Here is a 20,936-nt window from a genome sequence, read left to right as displayed (position 1 = left end):
TTCTCATTCATAACAAAAAACCTATTATTTGTTATAAATTAAAATTCAACCCTACAATTAAATTCCTGCCAATATTTGGAATTCCATCAGCTTTTAAACGTGATAAATGCGATACATACTCACGGTTCAGAATATTATTTGCACTAAAACTCAATTCGCATTTAAACTTAGCCAAATTAATATTTCCGCCTAATCCGAAATTCAACAAAGAATACTCTCCTGTTTTGGTTTCGAACAATCCAACTTTATTTTGGGACAAAAATGTATCCAGATTCAATGACGCATATCCTGATTTTAACCATTTCAACTCAAAATCAGTTTTAAATGTATTACTCCATTTATTTGAAGGAATCAAAGGCAGGTAATCGCCATTATTCTTTTTACCGGTAACCGATTCAAAGCTACTGGTAATGTGAAGCCAGTCTATTGGATGCGGATGCAGATGAATTCCTGCTTCACCACCATAAAGATTGGCATCTGCCTGTACATAATCATATACATCATTGCCGTCGATCACATTGCCGTTTGGCGCAATAAAGATGTAATTATTGATTTTGTTGTAAAATCCATTTACAAAGAATTCAAAATGTTTATTTCCATATTCAAAATTCAAATCGGTTTGAATATTTTGCTCATTTTTCAGATTTGGGTTACCAATTTCATAACGGTTACTCCCTTCGTGAACACCATTTGAAGTTAATTCAGCTAAATTTGGCGCCCTAAATCCAGAAGCCACATTCAAACGTACAGTTAAATTATCGGTAATTGAAGTTTTACAACCCAATGACGCATTAAAACTGTTGAATTTCTTATCAATTGCTTCAAAATAACCTTCTTCTCCTGAAATTCCATGGGTTTCTGTCTCAATCCATCTGTTATCGAAACGAAATCCTGCCTGAAACACATTTTTCTTCCAGGAATAGTTAGTAGTAGCCAAAACACCCAAATCATTTATCCTTGCATCAGGAATTAAAATTTCTTCCCCGGAATTTACATTTGTCTGATTCATTCCCTGCAAACCAACAATAGTTTCAAATTTTCCCATTTTAGGAAATTCATATTTCGCATCGAAATTGAACGTTTTCAAATCCATTTCCAAAATTGGTTTAAGGCTGTCTTCAAATTCTTTACGGTCATTGGCTATATATCCGAAATCAAGATTTAGCTTCGAATTTTTGAAAAATATTTTGTTGTGCAAACTTGCGATTTGACTTAATACACCCTGCCTTGGAAAATCAGGATTCCTGATAGTTGTATTCTGTCCAATTTCTTCCGGCAATCCAAGTGACAGTAAATTTATATTATAGCGGAAAGTTGAAGTAAATTTTGTCCCGTTATAACTTATTCCGGTTTTAAAATCGGTTTCTTCAAAACGGGAATTAGTAACCCTGTTGCTATTTGGCATTTGATAATCAACATGGGTGTTATAACCTCCCCTTGCCAAAAATTTCCATTTTTCGGAAGACGTCTTCAATCCGAAATTAGTACTGCTTCCCAATGTATTACTGAAAAACTTCTGACTAAAATCTGCCGAATACGAATTAGGATTTGCAAACTTTTCGGGATTAAAAAACAAAACACCTCCAAGAGCATCTGAACCATAAAGCAAGGATGCAGGACCTTTGATTACTTCAACACTTTCAATACCGCTGTCGTTCAATCCTAATCCATGTTCTTCACCAAACTGTTGGTTTTCAAGGCGCACACCTTGGGTGTAAACCAAAACCCTGTTTCCACTCAATCCTCTGATAACCGGTTTTCCTATAGATGTACCGGTGGAAATATTAGCAACACCCGGAATTGTAGCCAGACCTTCAATAAGTGTTGCTGCACCTTTTTGCTTTAATTGCTTAATTTTTTGATTTTCAACCTTCATTACATTTTGCGACTGCATTTTATTGAAAACCGTCGATACGACGACCTCATCAATATGATGTGTATGCTCTTCGGTTAAGACCATGTCGTAAATGATTTCGGTTTCGTTTAGCTGTATAGTGGATGTGTTATTGTCAAATTTTGGATGTGAAAAAATAATGGTAAAACTACCGGAAGGCAGGTTCTTTATTTGGTATTTACCCTGCTCATTTGTTTTTGCTTCAATATGCAATTCGGGAATATGGACTGTAACACCTTCTAAAACGTTCTTATTTTCATCAGATACAATACCTGAAATGCTTGTTTGTGCCTGCACAAACAACGAGAACCCTATGAATAGGGATATAATAAATGATTTCATTGATTTTAATGATTATTGTTTAAATAGAAACGTGGAAATCCAAAAGCGATTGGAAATCCTAAAAAATAGCTTAAACAATAAAAGAAGGCGGTCCGCGGGATTTGATTATACTACCAGAGAAAAAAACTAATTTTTCACTGTAACCAAACAAACTGATAGTATTGTAAACCGGAATTTTAAACTCAAACGAGAAAAATTCGGTTGGAATGTAATTACTGAATGAATATTCACAGACAAAACAATCATCAAAATCATGATGGCTGTGTGTGAATTCGGTTTTTCCGGTATGGTATTTATGGTTGCAATGCTCAGTTGTTAATTGCTCGACCAAATGCTCGAATGAATGCAATGACTGAAACAGTACGCCAAAAAGCACCGTCAGTACCAAAGAATAGTTCAATATGAAGATTTTCTTTTTCATTCAGAACAAATATATAAAACAAAAAATAAATCCGTTCAACAAAAAGTCAAACGGATTCAATTTTTCTATTTCCTAAAACTTAAACCAGATTGTTAGCTACCAGATATTCAGCAATCTGTACAGCATTTGTAGCTGCCCCTTTACGTAAATTATCGGCGACGATCCACATATTCAATGTGTTTGGCTGACTTCCGTCACGACGTATTCTACCTACGAAAACATCATCTTTACCTTGTGCATATAAAGGCATCGGGAAAGTAAATGTATCTACGTTATCCTGAACCGTTACTCCTTCTGTCTGATGCAAAATTTGACGTACGTTACCCACTTCAAAATCATTCTCAAACTCAACATTAACCGCCTCGCTGTGACCGCCTACAACCGGAATTCTAACAGCAGTAGCCGTTACAGCTATCGTTTTGTCATCCAAGATTTTTTGAGTCTCACGTACTAATTTCATTTCTTCCTTCGTATAATCGTTCTCTTCAAAAACATCACATTGAGGAATCGCGTTACGATGAATTTGGTATTTATAAGCCATATCGCCTTTAACACCGTCATACTCATTTTCCAGCTGACGAACAGCTTTCACACCGGTTCCTGTTATTGACTGATAAGTAGAAACAACTACACGTTTAATATCATATATCTTATGCAATGGTGCCAATACCATAACCATTTGAATGGTCGAACAGTTTGGATTTGCAATAATTTTATCTTCTTTAGTCAAAACTGAAGCATTGATTTCCGGAACAACCAATTTTTTAGTCGGATCCATTCTCCATGCTGAAGAATTATCGATTACGGTAGTACCGGCTTCAGCAAATTTAGGAGCCCATTCCTTTGAAGTATCACCACCAGCCGAAAAGATTGCAATAGCCGGTTTCATGTCGATTGCAGTTTGCATACCAACCACCTTATACTTTTTACCCTTAAATTCGATTTCATTCCCTACTGACCTTTCTGAGGCAACAGGAATCAATTCAGTTATCGGGAAATTTCTTTCTGCTAATACTTGAAGCATTACTTCTCCTACCATACCGGTAGCACCTACAACGGCTACTTTCATCTTAAATGTGTGTGTTTAAATTTTGACACCACAAAAGTAATTAATATTTGGTTTCTAAATACACAATAACAAAATTTAACAAAATGTTATAATTTTTCATTTTTATGTGAAAAAAAATTACAAAAAATATTATTAACGTCGGATACCAAAATAAACCCATTGATTTACAAAAGAATAACAAAATAATAAAGTTAAGAAAATTCTTATTTTAATATTTTAGCGGCAACTAAAAAACTAAAAACTATGAAAAGAATTTATTTTTTACTGCTGTGCATGGGGATGTACAGTATGTCTATTGGCCAAACAACTTTAGTCAGTACCGGATCAAGTTGGAAATACCTAGATAACGGTACCAATCAGGGTACCGCGTGGAGAGCCACAACAATCAACGAAACCAGTTGGAAACAAGGAAACGCCCAACTGGGTTATGGTGACGGGGACGAAGCGACAGTAGTCAGCTATGGTACAAGCACATCAAACAGATATGTCACAACTTATTTCAGAAAAACCTTTTCGGTAACAAACCCAAGCCAATTTCTAAATTACACCTTACGTGTAAAAAGAGATGATGGTGTAGCAGTTTATGTAAACGGAACCGAAATATACAGGAATAACCTAGCTGCCAGTGCCGGTTATACAACTTTAGCAACTTTAGCCAGTGACGATGGAGGAACATTCCAGTCAGCAACACTACCTGCTAATACATTTGTTTCCGGAAGCAACACCATTGCCGTGGAAATTCATCAAAACGCAAAAAACAGTTCAGACATTAGTTTTGATTTAGAATTGAAAGGTAATACATCAGCACCACCTTCAGTTACACAAAAACATATCAGATGGGGCACAACAAAAAATCCATTGGAAGGATTGACTGTATCTTGGACAAACTCAACAGCAGCTACAACTGACCAGATTAAATGGGGCTATACCACTACTTACGAGCAAGGAACCAGCAATGTTACATCCCGCTCAGGATATTCGTCATCAACCAACAAATTTTTCAGTTTCACTTTCCCGGGAATATTAACTGCAAACGCAACAATATATTACTCTTTATTTGATTCTGTTTCGGGTGTGTGGAGCGCACAAAAAACATTTACCACCACTCCACCAACTACTACTGATACATTCAAATTTGCAGCTGTTGGTGATAGCAGAACCAATGTAGGCGTTTGGAATACCATTTCAACTTTAACCAATAACAGAAATCCGGCATTTGTGGTATTTAACGGAGATATAGTTGATACCGGAAGTTCAGCATCTCAATGGGATGCCTGGTTTGACAACGGAACCAACTTAATCAACAACAGACTTATTTTACATGCACAGGGAAATCACGATGTTGCATCAGCTTCTTATTACCAGAATATTTTTGATTTACCAAAAAACAACACTCCGCAAACTGAATTATACTATTCGGTTGAATATGGAGAAACTGTTTTCATTTGTTTAAATTCAGAAACACCTTCGGATGTTACTCAATACAACTGGCTTAAGTCTACTTTAGCCGCAAATGCATCAAAAAAGTGGAAAATTATTTCGTTCCACCGACCTTTTTATACAGTCGGTCCACATGCAGGCGAAATGGATGCCTATTGGAACACATGGTTCAAAGCTTTTGACGATTACGGTGTTGACTTAATTCTAACAGGTCACGATCATTTGTATGAGCGTTTCAAACCCATAAACCGAAATGTAAGCACATCATCTCCTGTTGCAAATTATGGAAGTCAGCCAACTGAAGGAAGATGTCAGGTAGTTTGCGGTGGTGCCGGTGCTCCTTTGTACACAGCAGGAAGTTCATCTTTCTTACAGGCTTTCAAATCAGATTATCATTATGTTATATTTGATGTAACGGGCACTACACTTTGTGGTACTGTTTACGACGATACTAACGTAGTAATTGACAATTTCTGCATCAACAAACCTAATTCTGCGAAGCAAGCCCAAAAGCAAATCTTCTATCCGATTAAAGTTTATCCTAATCCGGTTAAAGATTCTTTTAAAGTCGAATATTCCTCTCCAAACACCGGAGAAGCCATCATTAGTATTTATGATGTGAAAGGAAATTTGATTACAACCGAAAAAACAAATAAACCAGCAACAGATTTCACATACACTTACAATGGTTCAACATTAAAACCGGGAGTTTATGTTTTTGAAATCCAAATGGAAAACCAAAAAGACAGTTCAATACTAGTACGTGAATAAAAATATCATAAACATTGTGGAAAAATGTGCCCGGATAGGTGTTTTTGGCACTTATCTGGGTCATGGCATAGTCGCTTTGGGCATAAACCCGAAATGGATACCATTATTAACCTGTTTTGGTTTTAGTGAAGAACAAGCTATTTTCCTGATGCCGTATATCGGCGTTCTGGATATCATTGTTGCTTTCTTTGTTTTGATATTTCCAATCAGGATTGTAGTCTTATGGGCTGTATTATGGGCATTTGCCACAGCTTTAAGTCGGCCGATTTCTGGTCAGGAATTTGTTGAATTCGTAGAACGATCAGCAAACTGGTGCTTGCCTTTAGTCTTATTACTCACTTTAGGAATACCGGACAAAGTTAAAAACTGGCTCAAAGTCAGAGCATAAAAAAAGGAGGATTTAACGTCCTCCTTTTTCATTATATCAGGTTTATTTTTTTAATAAATCTCGAATTTGTGTCAGTAATTCTTCTTGGGTCGGACCTGCAGGCGGAGCCGTAACTTCCGGTTTTTTCATTTTGTTCATTGCTTTAATGATTAAGAACATTACAAAAGCAACAATAATAAAGTCAATTACTGCAGTAGCGAATAATCCCCATTCAATGGAAACAGCCGGTGCTGTTTCTTTACCAGCTGCATCCAAAACTGCTTCTTTCAAAACAATCTTCTTGTCTGCCAAATCAATACCTCCAAGCAACAATCCCACTACCGGTGCGAACATTTTTTCAACAAAAGCCGTTGTTAACTTGGTAAACGCAGCTCCCATCACAAAACCGATTGCCATGTCGACCAGATTACCTTTCATGGCAAACTCCTTAAATTCTGAAATAAATCCCATACTTACTTGTTTTTTGGTTAGTTAATTTTACTCGATTAGCTAATTTAACAATTTTATCCAATAAAACACATTTTTTACTCTCTATAGAAAACCCTTTTAACTCTTGCTGAAATACTTGTCAGGATTTCATACGGAATCGTACTCGTTGCTTTGGCTATATCAATCACCGAAGGATCATTACCAAAAATAACCACTTCACTTCCTTCAACACAATTAATTCCCGTAACATTTATCATTAACATATCCATACAAATACTGCCAATAATAGGAGCTCTTTTTCCGTTTATTGTCACATATCCGACTCCATTACCCCAAAGTCTGGAAATCCCGTCTGCATAACCAATTGGTATTGTAGCGACTTTAGTCGTGCTATCAGCCATAAAACGGCGTACATATCCCACACTTTCACCTGCTTCTATAACTCTTATCTGCGAAATAACCGATTTCAGTGTGCCAACATTTTCCAATTTCAACTGTTCGTCTTCTTCGTTTGACACACCATATAAACCAATACCCAAACGAACCATATCAAATTGAGCCTGAGGGTAATTACTAATTCCCGATGTATTACAAATATGACGGATTGGCTTGATATTCAATTCACTCATGAGTGTCGTCGAATCTCTCTCAAAATCTGCTATCTGTTGCAACGTAAAATCTCTGTGACCAGGCACATCGCTGGATGCGAGATGTGACATAATACTCTTAATATCAATTCGTTTAGTTTGCTTAAGAACAGAAATCAATTCGGGCAATATTTCAGTATCAAAACCTAACCGGTTCATTCCTGTATTGATTTTGATATGGACCGGATAATCTTGCAAATGTTTTTCATCAGCAATTTTAAGGAATGCCTTCAATCCTCTGATATTGTAAATTTCGGGTTCTAAATTGTATTGGATAATCGAATGAAAACTGGTCATTTCAGGATTCATGACCAAAATAGGCAATTCGATACCCGCTTTCCGTAATTCGATACCTTCATCAGCGAAAGCCACACCTAAATAATCAACTTTATGATGTGCCAAAAGTTTCGCAATTTCATAACTTCCACTCCCATAACCAAATGCCTTCACCATGATCATCAGTTTGGTTTTCGGATGAAGCTTTGATTTAAAATAATTCAGATTATGACTAATCGCGTTCAGATTGATATCCAAAACCGTTTCATGTGTTTTCTCTTCCAGAAGCGACACAATGTTCTCAAACTCAAATTGGCGCGAACCTTTAATCAAAACCGTTTCATTTATAAAATGAAGATTTTCAAAAGCTTTGATAAAATCTTCGGTAGTCAGAAACGAAATAGCATTCAGGAATTTATTTTTAAACTTTGAAACCGTTTCCCCAATACAGAAAACACGGTTGATTTTATGTGAAACAATTAAATGCGAAACTCTGGAATACAACTCTTCTTCGGTTAAACCCGATTGAAAAATATCTGATAAAATAAGAGTTCTCTTTTTATGCTGTTTCTGACTTTCCAGGAAATCCAAAGCTATTTTTAAGGATTGAAAATCGGAACTGTAACTATCATCAATCAATGTGCAGTTGTTGATTCCGTTTTTAACCTTCAGACGCATTTCCACCGGAAACAATTCTTTTACACGTTCTTCTATTGTTTCAACCGAGTATTTCAGGTAAAGCATGGTTAAAATACAATGCATGCTGTTTTCGATTGATGCTTCATCCGTGAAAGGAATCGAAATTTTAAAACACAATCCCTTACAGGTAATGCTCAACTCCGAATGATCATCTATTACTTTTTTCTGAATAAAAACATCGGCCGTTTTGTCCTGTGTACTCCAGGTAAAGATTTTGGTATCAGACTTAATAAAAGCTTCAATTGTTTTATTTTTATTCAGTATTAAAACCTCAACATCCTTAAAGAGCTTCAGTTTTTCTTTTATTTTTTGCGAAAGATCAGCAAATCCTTCATCATGTGCAGACCCAATATTAGTCAGAATTCCAATCGTAGGTTTGATAATTTTCTGCAAATGCACCATCTCTCCCACAGTCGAAATTCCTGCTTCAAAAATTCCGAAATTATGATAGGTATTAATCCCAATAACAGACAACGGTACTCCAACCTGCGAATTATAACTCTTCGGACTTCTGATAATATTATAATCCGGGCCCAGTAAAAAATTAAGCCATTCTTTTACAATGGTTTTTCCGTTACTTCCCGTGATTCCGATAATTGGAAAATGAAACAAACTGCGATAGTAGGCTGCAAAATCCTGTAACGCCTGTAAAGTATTAGGAACAATCAGAAAATTTGCGCGTGAGTTTAATCCTTCGGGAATATAATTCACTGCAAAATAATGAACTCCTTTGGTAATTAAATCCTCGATATAAATATGGGCGTCGTGATGTGGCCCGACTAAGGCAAAAAATAAGGTTTTATTATTGTTTTGAAGGGAACGGCTGTCTATCGAAACATTGTCTATAAGATCAGAAACTTTTTCAAAATTAGTTTCGGCTTGTATACTTTGAATAATGTCCTTAATTATAACACCCATTATTGATCTTTTTCGTTTTCTTCTTCTTTCCGGTTAACTATCTCTTCGTCAACCACTTCTATATTATTACGCATCGCATTAAAATAGGCAGCACGGCTTAACGGCTCATACTCTTCGGTTTCACCCAGAAGCACCAGACTGTCACTGGCCGCTTTACGGAAACTGTAATGTGCTAAATTTCCCGTTCGGGTGCATACTGCGTGTACTTTAGTCACATATTCAGCCGTAGCCATCAAAGCAGGCATCGGACCAAAAGGGTTTCCTTTGAAATCCATGTCCAATCCAGCCACAATAACCCGGATACCGGTGTTGGCCAAATCGTTGCAGACAGCGACAATTTCATCATCAAAAAACTGTGCCTCATCAATCCCGACCACGTCACAGCCTTGCGCTAAGATACGAATATTAGCTGCAGCTGGAACAGGCGTCGAACGAATCTCGTTTTTGTTATGGGAAACGACCATTTCATCATCGTAACGGGTATCTATCGAAGGTTTGAATATTTCTACTTTCTGTTTGGCAAACTGGGCACGTTTCAGCCTGCGTATCAACTCTTCGGTTTTACCCGAAAACATTGAACCGCAGATTACTTCAATCCATCCAAACTGTTCTTTATGATTTACTGTATTTTCAAGAAACATTTTTTATTTTTATAACGATAAAAATGAATAGTTTTTATTACTTTGTAACACAACAAAAATATCAAAAAACTGACGCTATAAATAGCTTATTCGAGAAAGTTATCAAAAAAATAACCATTTAACACTCTTCAATAAAACATAACAGAAAAACCAATGAAAAAGAAACTTGAAGCCGAATTAATTAGCATTGCACACCGTATTTTAAAACTTAAAAACAAGGAAGATGTTCGTGAATTACACCATGAAACGCAAAAGTTATATGAGAAACTTTCGGTATTGCTGTTTGTTGAAGAAAATTTCGACGGAGTAAAACCTACCATTGGCATCCGTGAAATTGAAGAAAAACTGGAAAGAGCTTTTGATTTTGACGAAAAAATAGTTGTGGCCGAATTAAAAGAAGATGACACTGTTGAAATTAAGGAAGAAGTAAAAGAAGAGAAGACTTCTGCTAATTCTGAACCAATTACACAAGAAACAGAAGAAAGATCACCTGTATTTACCGAAACTCCTACCGAAGAAATAAAAGAAGACTTACCCGAAACTGAAAGTGAACCAATCATTGAAGAAATTCAGGAAGAATCAATTGAAGAGGAAGTAATAATTGTTGAAGAACCTGAAATTACAACAGAAGAAGAGCCAGTTCTTGAAAAATCTATTGAAAATGAAAGCCCTAAGGAGGAAAAACATAAATTCCTGTTCGAAGATATTTTAAGCAATTTACAACCGGAACCTGTTTTTGAACGCGTGGACAACAACAAGACTCCAAAGGAAATCTCTAAAATAATCGAAGAAAAAGTAGCGGAAACCAAGAAAGTAGAAACACAGAAAGAGGATACAAAAAAAGAAGAACCGAAGAAAGAGGAAATCGATATTTTCGCCGGTATAGGGGAACCTGTTTTCGAAAAAGCAGAAAAGAAACCGGCTGCCAACTTAAACGACAAACTGAACAAGGGAATTAATATTACCCTGAACGACCGTATCGCTTTTGAAAAAAATCTTTTTGACGGAAGTACTGTAGATTTAAACCGTGTTATTTCACAAATCTCAACTTTTGATAATTTTGAAGATGCCAAAAATTTCATTGATGAAATGGTCAGACCTGACTACAATGACTGGAAAGGCAAAGATGAATTTGTGGAACGCTTTATGGAATTTGTAGAAAGTAAATTTGCCTAAATGTCAAAATTATACTTAGTCCCAACTCCAATCGGCAATTTGGAAGACATGACTTTCAGAGCCATCAAAGTTCTTAAAGAAGTTGACTTAATCCTTGCCGAAGATACCCGAAACAGCGGAAAACTGCTCAAGCATTTTGAAATAGCCACGCACATGCAAAGCCATCATATGCACAACGAGCACAAAACTGTGGAAAACATCATTAAACGGATTCAAAGCGGTGAAAACATAGCCTTAATCAGTGACGCAGGAACTCCGGCAATTTCTGATCCCGGGTTTTTACTGACACGTGCCTGTGTTGAAAACGGGATTGAAGTTGAATGCTTACCAGGTGCCACTGCTTTTGTACCGGCATTGGTCAACAGTGGATTACCGAATGATCGTTTTATTTTTGAAGGATTCCTTCCGGATAAAAAAGGACGCCAAACCCGATATCTGGCTCTGGCCGAAGAGACAAGAACCATGATTTTATACGTTTCACCACATAAACTGGTAAAAACCTTAGCTGAATTTGTTCAGTATTTCGGAGCTGACAGACAGGTTTCTGTTTCAAGGGAATTATCAAAACTGCACGAAGAAACTGTCAGAGGGACTGCGACAGAAGTACTAAAACACTTTGAAGCCAAACCTCCGAAAGGTGAAATTGTGGTATGCGTAGCCGGAAAAACAATTACGAAAGAAAAAAGAAAAGATGATGAATAGTTTAGCCCATTTTTTAGACAAAGTGAAGCAAGATCCGACTTCGGTCAGCTTTCATGAAACCATCACGGTGATAGACGAACATTACGACTTCACCCAAACGACTTTCAAAAACGGAAATCACACCAACAATGCAGGTGAAAACAACGGATCCTGTAAGATTTTCAGTTTTGCCCAAATGAATCAGTTAAGCGAAAAGGAAACACTCGGACTTTTTGGTGATTATTATTTTAAAGACGTACTTGAAAATCCAATTGGTAACGACCATCAAAACATCCGTAATTTTATGCAATTCGGTTGGGAAAGAATTCATTTTGAAGGAAATCCGTTAAGCCCCAAAACCAAATAACCAAACCTGAAACCCAATATAAATGCGTTGGACAACCAAATCAAAGCCCGAAAAACAAAAATTACAAGCCTTACAAAACGCCTTACAAATCGATGAAATTATTGCTTCTTTATTGATACAAAGAGGAATCAATACCTATGAAGAAGCGCGTCAATTTTTCCGCCCAAATCTGGAGGACCTACACGACCCTTATCTCATGAAAGACATGGATAAAGCAGTCAAAAGAATTGAAACTGCTTTCCAAAATCAGGAAAACATATTGGTTTTTGGCGATTATGACGTAGATGGTACAACTTCAGTTTCCCTAATGTCATCCTATTTAAAAACCATCACCCAGAATATCGCTACTTATATTCCTGACCGTTATGATGAAGGATATGGCATATCCTATAAGGGAATCGATTTTGCCGATGACAACGGTTTTTCCTTGATCATCGCTTTGGATTGCGGAATCAAATCTATTGAGCATATTAATTATGCTAAAGAAAAAAACATTGACTTTATTATATGTGACCACCACCGCCCGGGAAATGAAATACCGGACGCCGTAGCTGTTTTAGACCCAAAACAGGAAGACTGTAATTATCCTTATAAAGAATTATGTGGTTGCGGAGTTGGATTCAAACTGATACAGGCTTTAGCACAAAAACAAAATCAGACAATTGAAGATTTAACACCTTATCTGGATTTAGTTGCCACTGCTATTGCTGCCGATATAGTACCAATTACCGGCGAAAACCGCATATTAGCTAAATTCGGGTTAGATGTAATTAACAGTAATCCCAGACCAGGAATTAAAGCCTTGATTCAAAATGTAAAGAAGCAGAAATTATCCATTACGGATGTTGTTTTCATCATTGCACCCAGAATCAATGCAGCCGGACGCATCAAACACGGAAATTATGCAGTTGAATTACTAACCGAGTTTGATTTGGAGCAAGCTTCTACATTTGCCGCCCAAATTGAAAGTTTTAATGTTGACCGCAAAGATTTAGACAAACAAATCACACAGGAAGCTTTACTCCAAATACAAACCAATGATGAAAATGACAAATTTACAACTGTCGTATATCAGGAAGACTGGCATAAGGGTGTTATCGGGATAGTAGCTTCACGATTGATTGAAACCCATTACCGTCCTACAATTGTTTTCACCAAAAGTGGCGATAAATTAGCTGCTTCCGCCCGATCAGTAAAAGATTTCGACATTTACAACGCATTAGAGGCAAGTTCTGAATTCCTTGAGCAATTCGGCGGACATATGTATGCTGCCGGAATGACACTTAAAGAAGAAAACTACCTGGCTTTTAAAGATAGATTCGAAGAAATTGTCCAACAAACCATCCATCCCGATTTACTGACACCTGAAATTTCGATAGATATGGAAATTGATTTGGATCAGATTGATGAAAAATTAATACGCATACTAAAGCAATTTGAACCCCACGGCCCTGAGAACATGAGTCCGGTTTTTATAACCAAAGGACTTAACGATACCGGATATGGAAAATCCATCGGTAAGGAAGAAGAACATTTGCGTTTGTATGTAAAACAGGAAAACAGCAATGGGTTTGGCGCAATTGGTTTTGGATTGGCCAAAAAGAAAACTGCAACCGAAGGGCACAGAAAATTCGATGCCGTATACAGCATTGAAGAAAACGAATGGAACGGCAACACTTCCATCCAACTTCGTTTAAGAGATATAAAATAAATTATAAAACTTCATTAAAGTGAAAAAAGAAGACAAAAAAGATCCGTTTTCATCTTTAAAAATTAAAGAATTCAAATGGTTCCTTTTCATGCGTTTAGGTATTGTATTAGCCTGGTCTATGCAGTTTGTCCTGATAGAGTGGGAAGTATACCGATTAACAAAAGATCCATGGTCATTAGGATTAATAGGTCTGGCTGAAGTTATTCCTGCAATAGCATTTGCTTTATTTGCCGGACATATCGTTGATCAGAATGAAAAAAAAGGTATGCTGGTCAAAGGTTTTTCGGCATTGGCAATAATCAGTATTTTAATGTGCCTGGTCACAAAACCTGAAATAACAGAAATACTTTCAAAGAATTTCATCCTTTACTCCATTTACGGATTGGTTTTTTTGGGCGGTGTGGCAAGGGCTTTCATCATTCCTTCTGTATTCAGCCTTTTGGGATTAATCGTTCCAAACAAAGAGAAACCGAATGCTGCCGCATGGAGCAGTTCAACCTGGCAAATAGCAGCTGTGTTCGGACCCGCATTCGCAGGATTTTCAATTGGTTTTATCGGTGTATATTATTCTATGATAATTGTTGTTTCCTGCATCATTCTGGGAATAATTGCACTTTTACAAATTGAATCAAAACCAATTTTAAACCCGAAGCGAGGAGAACCTTTCCTTAACAGCCTCAAGGAAGGAATAACCTTTGTTTTCCAAAATAAAACCATATTGAATTCAATTTCCCTTGACATGTTTGCCGTACTTTTCGGAGGTGCAGTAGCACTTATTCCAGTATTCGCACAGGATATCTTAAAAGTAGGCTCTGAAGGTTTTGGTATACTGCGTGCCGCTCCGGCTGTAGGAGGATTAATCACCATGCTGATTGCCACTCATATGCCACTGAACAGGGATGCCGGAAAAAAATTGCTGACGGCTGTATTTTTATTCGGGGTTTGTATTATCATCTTTGGAATATCAAAAAACTTCTGGATATCGGTTGTTGCTTTATTTTTCAGTGGTGTGACTGACGGTATTTCGGTCGTAATCAGACAAACCGTCCTGCAACTCTATACACCGGACAATATGCGTGGAAGGGTTTCTTCCGTAAACTCCATATTTGTAGGCTCTTCCAATGAACTTGGCGCCTTTGAAAGCGGACTGACTTCACGCTTGATGGGAGTGGTTCCGGCCGTAGTTTTCGGAGGCATCATGACCATTGTTGTAGTACTCGTAATGGGAGTTAAATCACCTCAGTTCAGAAATTTAAATATTGAAAAAGATATAGCCGAAAATTAGATTTCAGCAATAAAACCTTCTAATTATTATTGTTTTCACAACATTGTTTCGGGTTGAAATAACTATATTTGCTACTCATTTTTTAACACGTACATACATTTTTGAAATAGAAATACAATGACAAAAAAATCGACAATCCACTACACATTAACGGATGAAGCTCCAATGCTTGCAACACATTCGTTTCTACCAATAGTACAGGCATTCACAGCTCCGGCTGACATTGCAATTGAGTTGAGAGACATTTCTGTAGCATCAAGAATTTTATCACAATTTCCTGAATACTTAAAAGATGATCAGAAAGTAGCTGATAACTTGGCTGAACTAGGTCAGTTAGCTACAACACCTGATGCCAACATCATCAAATTACCCAATATTTCCGCATCAATCGTTCAATTAAAAGAAGCGATTTCGGAATTACAAAAACATGGCTTCGCAGTTCCAAACTACCCTGAGGAACCGGCAAATGATGAAGAAAAAAACATCAAAGCCAAATACGGAAAAGTATTGGGATCAGCCGTAAATCCTGTTTTGCGTGAAGGAAATTCAGACCGTCGTGCTCCAAAAGCCGTAAAAAACTACGCAAAACAAAACCCACACAAAATGGGTACTTGGGCTGCTGACAGTAAAACTTCCGTAGCTCATATGAATTCAGGTGATTTTTTCGGAACGGAAAACTCAACGACTGTTGCAAACGACAGTAAGTTCAGAATCGTTTTTAACGGAAATGACGGTTCAACCAAAGTTTTAAAAGATTTTTCAAATCTTAAAGCCGGTGAAGTAATTGACAGTTCGGTAATGAACCTGACTGCTTTAAAATCTTTTGTTGTTACTGCCATTGCAGAAGCGAAAGAGAAAAACGTATTGCTTTCGGCTCACTTGAAAGCGACTATGATGAAAATTTCGGATCCGATTATTTTCGGAGCCATTGTAGAAACTTTCTTCGCAGCTGTTTTTACTAAATATGCTGATTTATTCAGTTCATTAGACATCAATCCGAACAATGGATTACAGGATTTATTCGATAAATTAGCCGGAAACCCACAAGAAGCTGAAGTAAAATCGGCAATTGAAAGCGTTTTCGCTAATGGTCCGCGTGTTGCCATGGTGAATTCAGATAAAGGAATCACAAACTTCCACGTTTCTTCTGATGTAATTGTAGATGCTTCTATGGCTGCATTAGCACGTAGTGGAGGTAAAATGTGGAATACAGAAGGCAAAGAAGAAGATACCGTATGTATTATTCCGGATCGTACTTACGCTGGTTTCTATCAGGCTGTTATTGATGACATGAAGACAAACGGTGCATTGGATCCTAAAACAATGGGATCTGTACCGAATGTAGGTCTAATGGCACAAAAAGCAGAAGAATACGGATCACATGATAAAACTTTCCAAATGACTGCTGCCGGTATAGTTGTAGTTGAAGATGAAAACGGAACTGTTTTATTATCCCAAAATGTTGAAGCAGGAGATATTTTCAGAATGTGTCAAACCAAAGATGCTCCAATTCAAGACTGGGTTAAACTGGCTGTAAACAGAGCACGTTTATCTGACACTCCGGCAATTTTCTGGTTGGACAAAGACAGAGCTCACGACAGGGAAATCATCAAAAAAGTAGAAAAATATTTAAAAGATTTTGACACAACAGGTCTTGATATCCGTATCATGGATGTGAAAGATGCAATGACAGAAACTTTGAGCAGAATCCGTGAAGGGAAAGATACCATTTCGGTTTCTGGAAACGTATTGCGTGACTATTTAACCGATTTATTTCCAATTTTGGAATTAGGTACATCTGCAAAAATGTTATCAATTGTTCCCTTGATGAACGGTGGCGGTTTATTTGAAACAGGAGCCGGAGGTTCTGCACCGAAACACGTTGAACAATTCACGGAGGAAGGATATCTACGTTGGGATTCATTAGGAGAATTCCTTGCCTTACAAGCGTCTTTAGAACATTTGGCACAAACACAGAATAATCCTAAAGCACAGATTTTAGCTGACACGCTGGATGAAGCTAATGCTAAATTCCTTGCGACTGATAAATCACCGGCACGTAAAGTTGGTGAAATCGACAACAGAGGTTCTCATTTTTATTTAGCTTTATACTGGGCTCAGGCTTTGGCAAATCAAACAAAAGATACAGAATTGCAAGCTAAATTTGCTCCAATTGCAGCCGAATTAACTGCAAACGAAGCCAAAATCGATGCTGAATTAATCGGTGCACAAGGAAAAGCGCAGGACATTGGAGGTTATTACCAGCCATCTGCTGCATTAACTGATAAAGCAATGCGTCCGAGTGAAACTTTGAACACTGTTTTAGCTAAATTGGCATAAACTGATTTATCAAAAATATACAACAAAAAAACCACGCTACTTGCGTGGTTTTTTCTTACTTAACTTATTGCAATTATATAGCTATCTCTTTAGAGAGAAATGGGCTCTGAATATTTTTTCAATGTTATTTTCATTAAACTTAACGGTAAACCAGTAATCGGTTGAAGGCAAATCATTTCCGTTAAAAGTTCCGTCCCAACCTTCCCCGTCCGGTCTGATTGTTTTAAGAACTTTTCCATAACGATCGAAAATATTTACTTCTGAATTAGGTTGGTCTTTCAACGCCCAAATATTCCAGGTATCGTGATATCCGTCTGCATTCGGTGTAAAATATTCTGGATATCCAATAGTAAAAATATCTTCCAGTAAAATATCTGTACATCCGTTTGTATCATGAATAGTCACATAATGTTCACCTGTTGGGACATTTGAAAAGACATTACTGACTTGAAAACTGCCTCCGTCCAAACTATATAAATAACTTCCTTGCCCAACAACAGTAATGGTTATCGTTTGATTTTCTGCAAAATAATTACTTACGGTATAACTTGCCTGATCCGCTGCATAAAAAGCCTCAACTGTGGCAGTCGCAGCTTCGGATGTACAAACATTGGATACCTGAACCGAATAATCACCAATTTCACTTAATTGATCAACTAAATAGGTATTACCTGTTGCTCCCGGAATTACATTTCCATTATGTAGCCATATAAAAGTGTAGCCGGTATTGCCCAAACCGGTATCCAATAAAAATGCATTCAAGACATTACCATTTTTATCCAGGCAAATTCCTCCACCGGTCAATGTTATTCTCGGTAAAGGATTTACTGTAACCGTAACTATTTTTGGTATTCCGTTACAGCCACCCATCACTGGTGTAACAGTATATTCGGCAGTACCGATTGCATTACCGGTTGCTGTGAAAGTATCACTAATAGTAAATGTGTTAGAAGTTGATGTTCCACTAAGAACTCCACCCTGCACAGACACTCCATTCAACACCAAACTCCATTGAAATACTGCATTCCCATTCGGGCTTGACATTGTTATGGAGGCACTCTGCCCACTGCATATGGCTGGAGGATTACTTCCGTAAACAGCCGTAGGGATTGGATTTACATTAACCGTTATCATTTTTGGATCGCCATAGCAAGAACCCATTTTAGGTGTGATTGTATACGTCACCGTTCCTGAATTAGTTCCTGTTGCTGTTAAAATATTGGTTATTTCAGCTGATGCTGAATTCCCGACATTTGTCTGACTGGTTCCACCGGTTACTCCTGTTTGTATTACAGTCCAATCAAATGTAACTCCTGTATTCGGTGAATCAAGATTAATAGATACCGCACCACCTGAACAAATTGTATTATTAGCCACAGTAAAAGTCACAGTTGGTTTTGGATAAACTGTTATATCAACCTGCTGGGTCGCACTTGAACAGCCTGATTCTGCATAAACATTAAAACTCACAACTGTTGGTACTAAAATCGTGTTTGACAATGTTATTAAATCGGTTAAGGAAATTGGTCCCACCCCACTTCCCGAAGTTCCGCCTGTAGCAACTGAAGCCGACAAATATTGCCAATGGATCGTCGCTCCGGGAACATTGGGACAAGTCAGTAAAACATTAACCTGATTCCCTGAACAAATCGAAGGGCTATTATTTGTAACACTTAAAACCGGAGTAGGATTAACAGTAACTGTCATAGTGGTTGAGACAGCACATTGTCCGTTTGCCGGTGTAAATGTATACGTTGTAGTTGACGCGTTGTTTAATGACGGTGACCAGGTTCCATTTACTCCATTGTTTGAAATTGTTGGCAATGGAGCCAAAATTTGACCTGAACATATTGCCCCAACCTGTGTGAATGTTGGTGTAACCTTTTGATTCACCACAATAGTCATTGAAGCTGTACGTGTACAAACTCCACCCGAAGGCGTAAACGTATAAGTTGTGGTAGTGTTATTGCTTATTGCAGGTGACCAACTTCCAGTCACTCCATTAGTTGAAGTAATAGGCAGTGGCGCCAATGCATCACCCGCACAAATTGGAGCTACTTGGGCAAAATCAGGAATAATCGTTGGGTTCACATCAATCGTCATGGTAACCGGAACCGCACATTGACCCGGTGAAGGTGTAAATGTATAAGTAGTAGTGACTGTATTATTGATTGCTGGTAACCAAAATCCATTGATTCCGTTGTTAGAAGTTGTTGGCAATGGAGCCAATGCATCTCCCGAACAAATTGCAGCTAGTTGTGTAAAAACAGGCGTATTTTGATAGGTTGTAACTGTGATTGTTTCATTTTCAACTCTTGAACACAGCGTATTGTTGTTATTATCAAGGATTCGCGTACTTTCCAATGTATAAGTGGTATTCGAAGAAACAGCTTGTGTTAATACAAATATTCCCGAAGCATTAAGTAACCCTCTTTGCAATATTCCGCCGTTGATTCTATATTCAACTGTTGCACCAGGAGTACCGGTAAAAGTAACACCCACATTACTTCCCATGCAAACGTTTGTCGTTGAAACCGACATATCAGCTAAAGGAATTGGATAGACTCTTAAATTGAAATCGGTTATCGTAAAACAACCTGAGGTATTATTTACAACTTTAGCGTAGATTTTTTGTGGATTTACACCTGGATCATTAGCAATAAAATTCGCAAGCGGCAAAACACCGTCAACCGCATTAGCCAAAGTTTTATAAAAATTTACCGTATTGTTAACCAAATCTGGGTTTATCAGGCTTCTTACCGAGTTAAGATCAAAAATCCCAACATCCGGTGTTACACTGCAGGTTTTAAGTTCCCCAATACTGTTTGCCGTCGGAGAACTGGCAAAAGCACCGCTTCCAGCCGTTGCAGTGCCCGTCCATCGTATTTCGAAACCTCCGTCACCATGCGGCCTGTCAATAGCGATATAATAAGACTGACCGGCTAAAACATCCAATGACCGCACATAACCGTCACTGTTACCAGGGTTTGTGGCTCCCGGTCCAACCTGTGTAAATCCGTTAGGCAAAGTCATTCCGGTATGATTATTACCGGCGTTCAAAGACTGTGGATTTGATGTGGCACAACGGATTGGTGTTCCCAAGCTACCGCAAGATCTGTTTGGTCCGTAAACCCAGAAATCATAATCAACTCCAATCGCAGGATCATTCGGAATCAGGTCCATACCTAATGTACCGGATTGCACTATATTAATTTTAATCCATAACGAATTATGTTCAGAACCGCCGCATGAAGAAACTTCCTGTGTATTTCCTATACCTGTGGCATTCGAACTGAAATTACCATTTCCGCAAACTATGATTGCATTACCACAATCATTTGGCAAATTTTGAGCTAAACCCATGTTAGCAAAAAACAGCACTGTCAATAACATAAACATCTTTCTCATCGCATCCTTTTTTTGAAATAATGATAATTTCCG

The 20,936-nt window shown here is 37.6% G+C and carries 15 protein-coding genes; 8 read left to right on the top strand and 7 right to left on the bottom strand.

What is annotated here, in order from left to right; translation table 11 throughout:
• Positions 1-31: 31 nt before the first annotated feature.
• From NAT51_RS09810 to NAT51_RS09800, 3 genes are all read right to left on the bottom strand, one after another.
• A complete protein-coding gene (locus NAT51_RS09810) occupies positions 32-2,236 on the bottom strand; it encodes a TonB-dependent receptor (protein ID WP_250598539.1) in 2,205 nt (734 codons plus the stop codon).
• A 70-nt stretch (positions 2,237-2,306) separates the two neighbouring features.
• The gene (locus tag NAT51_RS09805) at positions 2,307-2,657 is read right to left on the bottom strand and encodes a hypothetical protein (protein WP_250598537.1); all 351 of its coding nucleotides are present in this window, start codon (positions 2,655-2,657) and stop codon (positions 2,307-2,309) included.
• 79 nt (positions 2,658-2,736) lie between these two features.
• Entirely contained in the window at positions 2,737-3,726 is a 990-nt protein-coding gene (locus tag NAT51_RS09800) for an aspartate-semialdehyde dehydrogenase (RefSeq protein ID WP_250598535.1), read from the bottom strand.
• A 243-nt stretch (positions 3,727-3,969) separates the two neighbouring features.
• Here NAT51_RS09800 and NAT51_RS09795 point away from each other — a divergent pair, with 243 nt between their 5' ends.
• Together NAT51_RS09795 and NAT51_RS09790 are read left to right on the top strand one after the other, a co-directional pair.
• On the top strand, positions 3,970-5,937 hold the full coding sequence (locus NAT51_RS09795; protein ID WP_250598528.1) for a T9SS type A sorting domain-containing protein: 1,968 nt from the start codon (positions 3,970-3,972) through the stop codon (positions 5,935-5,937).
• Positions 5,930-6,325, top strand: a complete 396-nt coding sequence (locus NAT51_RS09790; RefSeq protein ID WP_250598526.1) for a hypothetical protein — start codon at positions 5,930-5,932, stop codon at positions 6,323-6,325. The genes NAT51_RS09795 and NAT51_RS09790 overlap by 8 nt, the downstream gene beginning before the upstream one ends.
• A 42-nt stretch (positions 6,326-6,367) precedes the next feature.
• Here NAT51_RS09790 and mscL read toward each other — a convergent pair whose 3' ends face one another.
• The 3 genes from mscL to NAT51_RS09775 all read right to left on the bottom strand — a co-directional run bounded on the left by mscL (position 6,368) and on the right by NAT51_RS09775 (position 9,935).
• Positions 6,368-6,775, bottom strand: coding sequence for a large-conductance mechanosensitive channel protein MscL (gene mscL, locus NAT51_RS09785; RefSeq protein ID WP_250598524.1), 408 nt, complete (start codon positions 6,773-6,775; stop codon positions 6,368-6,370).
• Positions 6,776-6,849: 74 nt separating this feature from the next.
• Positions 6,850-9,294, bottom strand: coding sequence for a bifunctional UDP-N-acetylmuramoyl-tripeptide:D-alanyl-D-alanine ligase/alanine racemase (locus NAT51_RS09780; protein ID WP_250598522.1), 2,445 nt, complete (start codon positions 9,292-9,294; stop codon positions 6,850-6,852).
• Positions 9,294-9,935, bottom strand: a complete 642-nt coding sequence (locus NAT51_RS09775) for a thymidine kinase (protein WP_250598520.1) — start codon at positions 9,933-9,935, stop codon at positions 9,294-9,296. The genes NAT51_RS09780 and NAT51_RS09775 overlap by 1 nt, the downstream gene beginning before the upstream one ends.
• Before the next feature lie 153 nt (positions 9,936-10,088).
• Here NAT51_RS09775 and NAT51_RS09770 point away from each other — a divergent pair, with 153 nt between their 5' ends.
• The 6 genes from NAT51_RS09770 to NAT51_RS09745 all read left to right on the top strand — a co-directional run bounded on the left by NAT51_RS09770 (position 10,089) and on the right by NAT51_RS09745 (position 17,495).
• The gene (locus tag NAT51_RS09770) at positions 10,089-11,111 is read left to right on the top strand and encodes a hypothetical protein (RefSeq protein WP_250598518.1); all 1,023 of its coding nucleotides are present in this window, start codon (positions 10,089-10,091) and stop codon (positions 11,109-11,111) included.
• Positions 11,112-11,813: a 16S rRNA (cytidine(1402)-2'-O)-methyltransferase gene (rsmI, locus tag NAT51_RS09765; RefSeq protein ID WP_250598516.1), complete on the top strand. Its 702-nt coding sequence runs from the start codon at positions 11,112-11,114 to the stop codon at positions 11,811-11,813.
• Positions 11,803-12,159 carry a HopJ type III effector protein gene (locus NAT51_RS09760; RefSeq protein ID WP_317245512.1) on the top strand — a complete coding sequence of 119 codons (357 nt, stop codon included), beginning with the start codon at positions 11,803-11,805 and terminating at the stop codon, positions 12,157-12,159. Before rsmI ends, NAT51_RS09760 begins: the two co-directional genes overlap by 11 nt.
• 22 nt (positions 12,160-12,181) lie before the next feature.
• Positions 12,182-13,870: a single-stranded-DNA-specific exonuclease RecJ gene (gene recJ / locus NAT51_RS09755; protein WP_250598514.1), complete on the top strand. Its 1,689-nt coding sequence runs from the start codon at positions 12,182-12,184 to the stop codon at positions 13,868-13,870.
• Positions 13,871-13,883: 13 nt separating this feature from the next.
• Complete coding sequence (locus NAT51_RS09750; protein WP_317245514.1) at positions 13,884-15,155, top strand: MFS transporter; 1,272 nt, start codon at positions 13,884-13,886, stop codon at positions 15,153-15,155.
• 117 nt (positions 15,156-15,272) lie between these two features.
• A complete protein-coding gene (locus NAT51_RS09745) occupies positions 15,273-17,495 on the top strand; it encodes an NADP-dependent isocitrate dehydrogenase (protein ID WP_250598512.1) in 2,223 nt (740 codons plus the stop codon).
• 81 nt (positions 17,496-17,576) lie between these two features.
• On the opposite strand, the gene NAT51_RS09740 is transcribed toward NAT51_RS09745, so the two are convergent.
• Positions 17,577-20,903 carry a T9SS type B sorting domain-containing protein gene (locus NAT51_RS09740; RefSeq protein ID WP_250598510.1) on the bottom strand — a complete coding sequence of 1,109 codons (3,327 nt, stop codon included), beginning with the start codon at positions 20,901-20,903 and terminating at the stop codon, positions 17,577-17,579.
• Positions 20,904-20,936: the final 33 nt, after the last annotated feature.

The sequence above is a fragment of the Flavobacterium amniphilum genome, from assembly GCF_023634845.1.
Classification (GTDB): domain Bacteria; phylum Bacteroidota; class Bacteroidia; order Flavobacteriales; family Flavobacteriaceae; genus Flavobacterium; species Flavobacterium amniphilum.
Note: the sequence above shows the minus strand (reverse complement) of the source record. Positions and strands in the feature narration are given on the sequence as shown.

Bases quoted from the DNA above. Each gene is read 5' to 3' on its own strand.
- NAT51_RS09795 (WP_250598528.1), top strand. From the start codon at position 3,970: ATGAAAAGAATTTATTTTTTACTGCTGTGCATGGGGATGTACAGTATG.
- mscL (WP_250598524.1), bottom strand. From the start codon at position 6,775: ATGGGATTTATTTCAGAATTTAAGGAGTTTGCCATGAAAGGTAATCTG.
- recJ (WP_250598514.1), top strand. From the start codon at position 12,182: ATGCGTTGGACAACCAAATCAAAGCCCGAAAAACAAAAATTACAAGCC.
- NAT51_RS09740 (WP_250598510.1), bottom strand. From the start codon at position 20,903: ATGAGAAAGATGTTTATGTTATTGACAGTGCTGTTTTTTGCTAACATG.
- NAT51_RS09805 (WP_250598537.1), bottom strand. From the start codon at position 2,657: ATGAAAAAGAAAATCTTCATATTGAACTATTCTTTGGTACTGACGGTG.
- NAT51_RS09800 (WP_250598535.1), bottom strand. From the start codon at position 3,726: ATGAAAGTAGCCGTTGTAGGTGCTACCGGTATGGTAGGAGAAGTAATG.
- rsmI (WP_250598516.1), top strand. From the start codon at position 11,112: ATGTCAAAATTATACTTAGTCCCAACTCCAATCGGCAATTTGGAAGAC.
- NAT51_RS09745 (WP_250598512.1), top strand. From the start codon at position 15,273: ATGACAAAAAAATCGACAATCCACTACACATTAACGGATGAAGCTCCA.
- NAT51_RS09780 (WP_250598522.1), bottom strand. From the start codon at position 9,294: ATGGGTGTTATAATTAAGGACATTATTCAAAGTATACAAGCCGAAACT.
- NAT51_RS09775 (WP_250598520.1), bottom strand. From the start codon at position 9,935: ATGTTTCTTGAAAATACAGTAAATCATAAAGAACAGTTTGGATGGATT.
- NAT51_RS09810 (WP_250598539.1), bottom strand. From the start codon at position 2,236: ATGAAATCATTTATTATATCCCTATTCATAGGGTTCTCGTTGTTTGTG.
- NAT51_RS09770 (WP_250598518.1), top strand. From the start codon at position 10,089: ATGAAAAAGAAACTTGAAGCCGAATTAATTAGCATTGCACACCGTATT.
- NAT51_RS09760 (WP_317245512.1), top strand. From the start codon at position 11,803: ATGATGAATAGTTTAGCCCATTTTTTAGACAAAGTGAAGCAAGATCCG.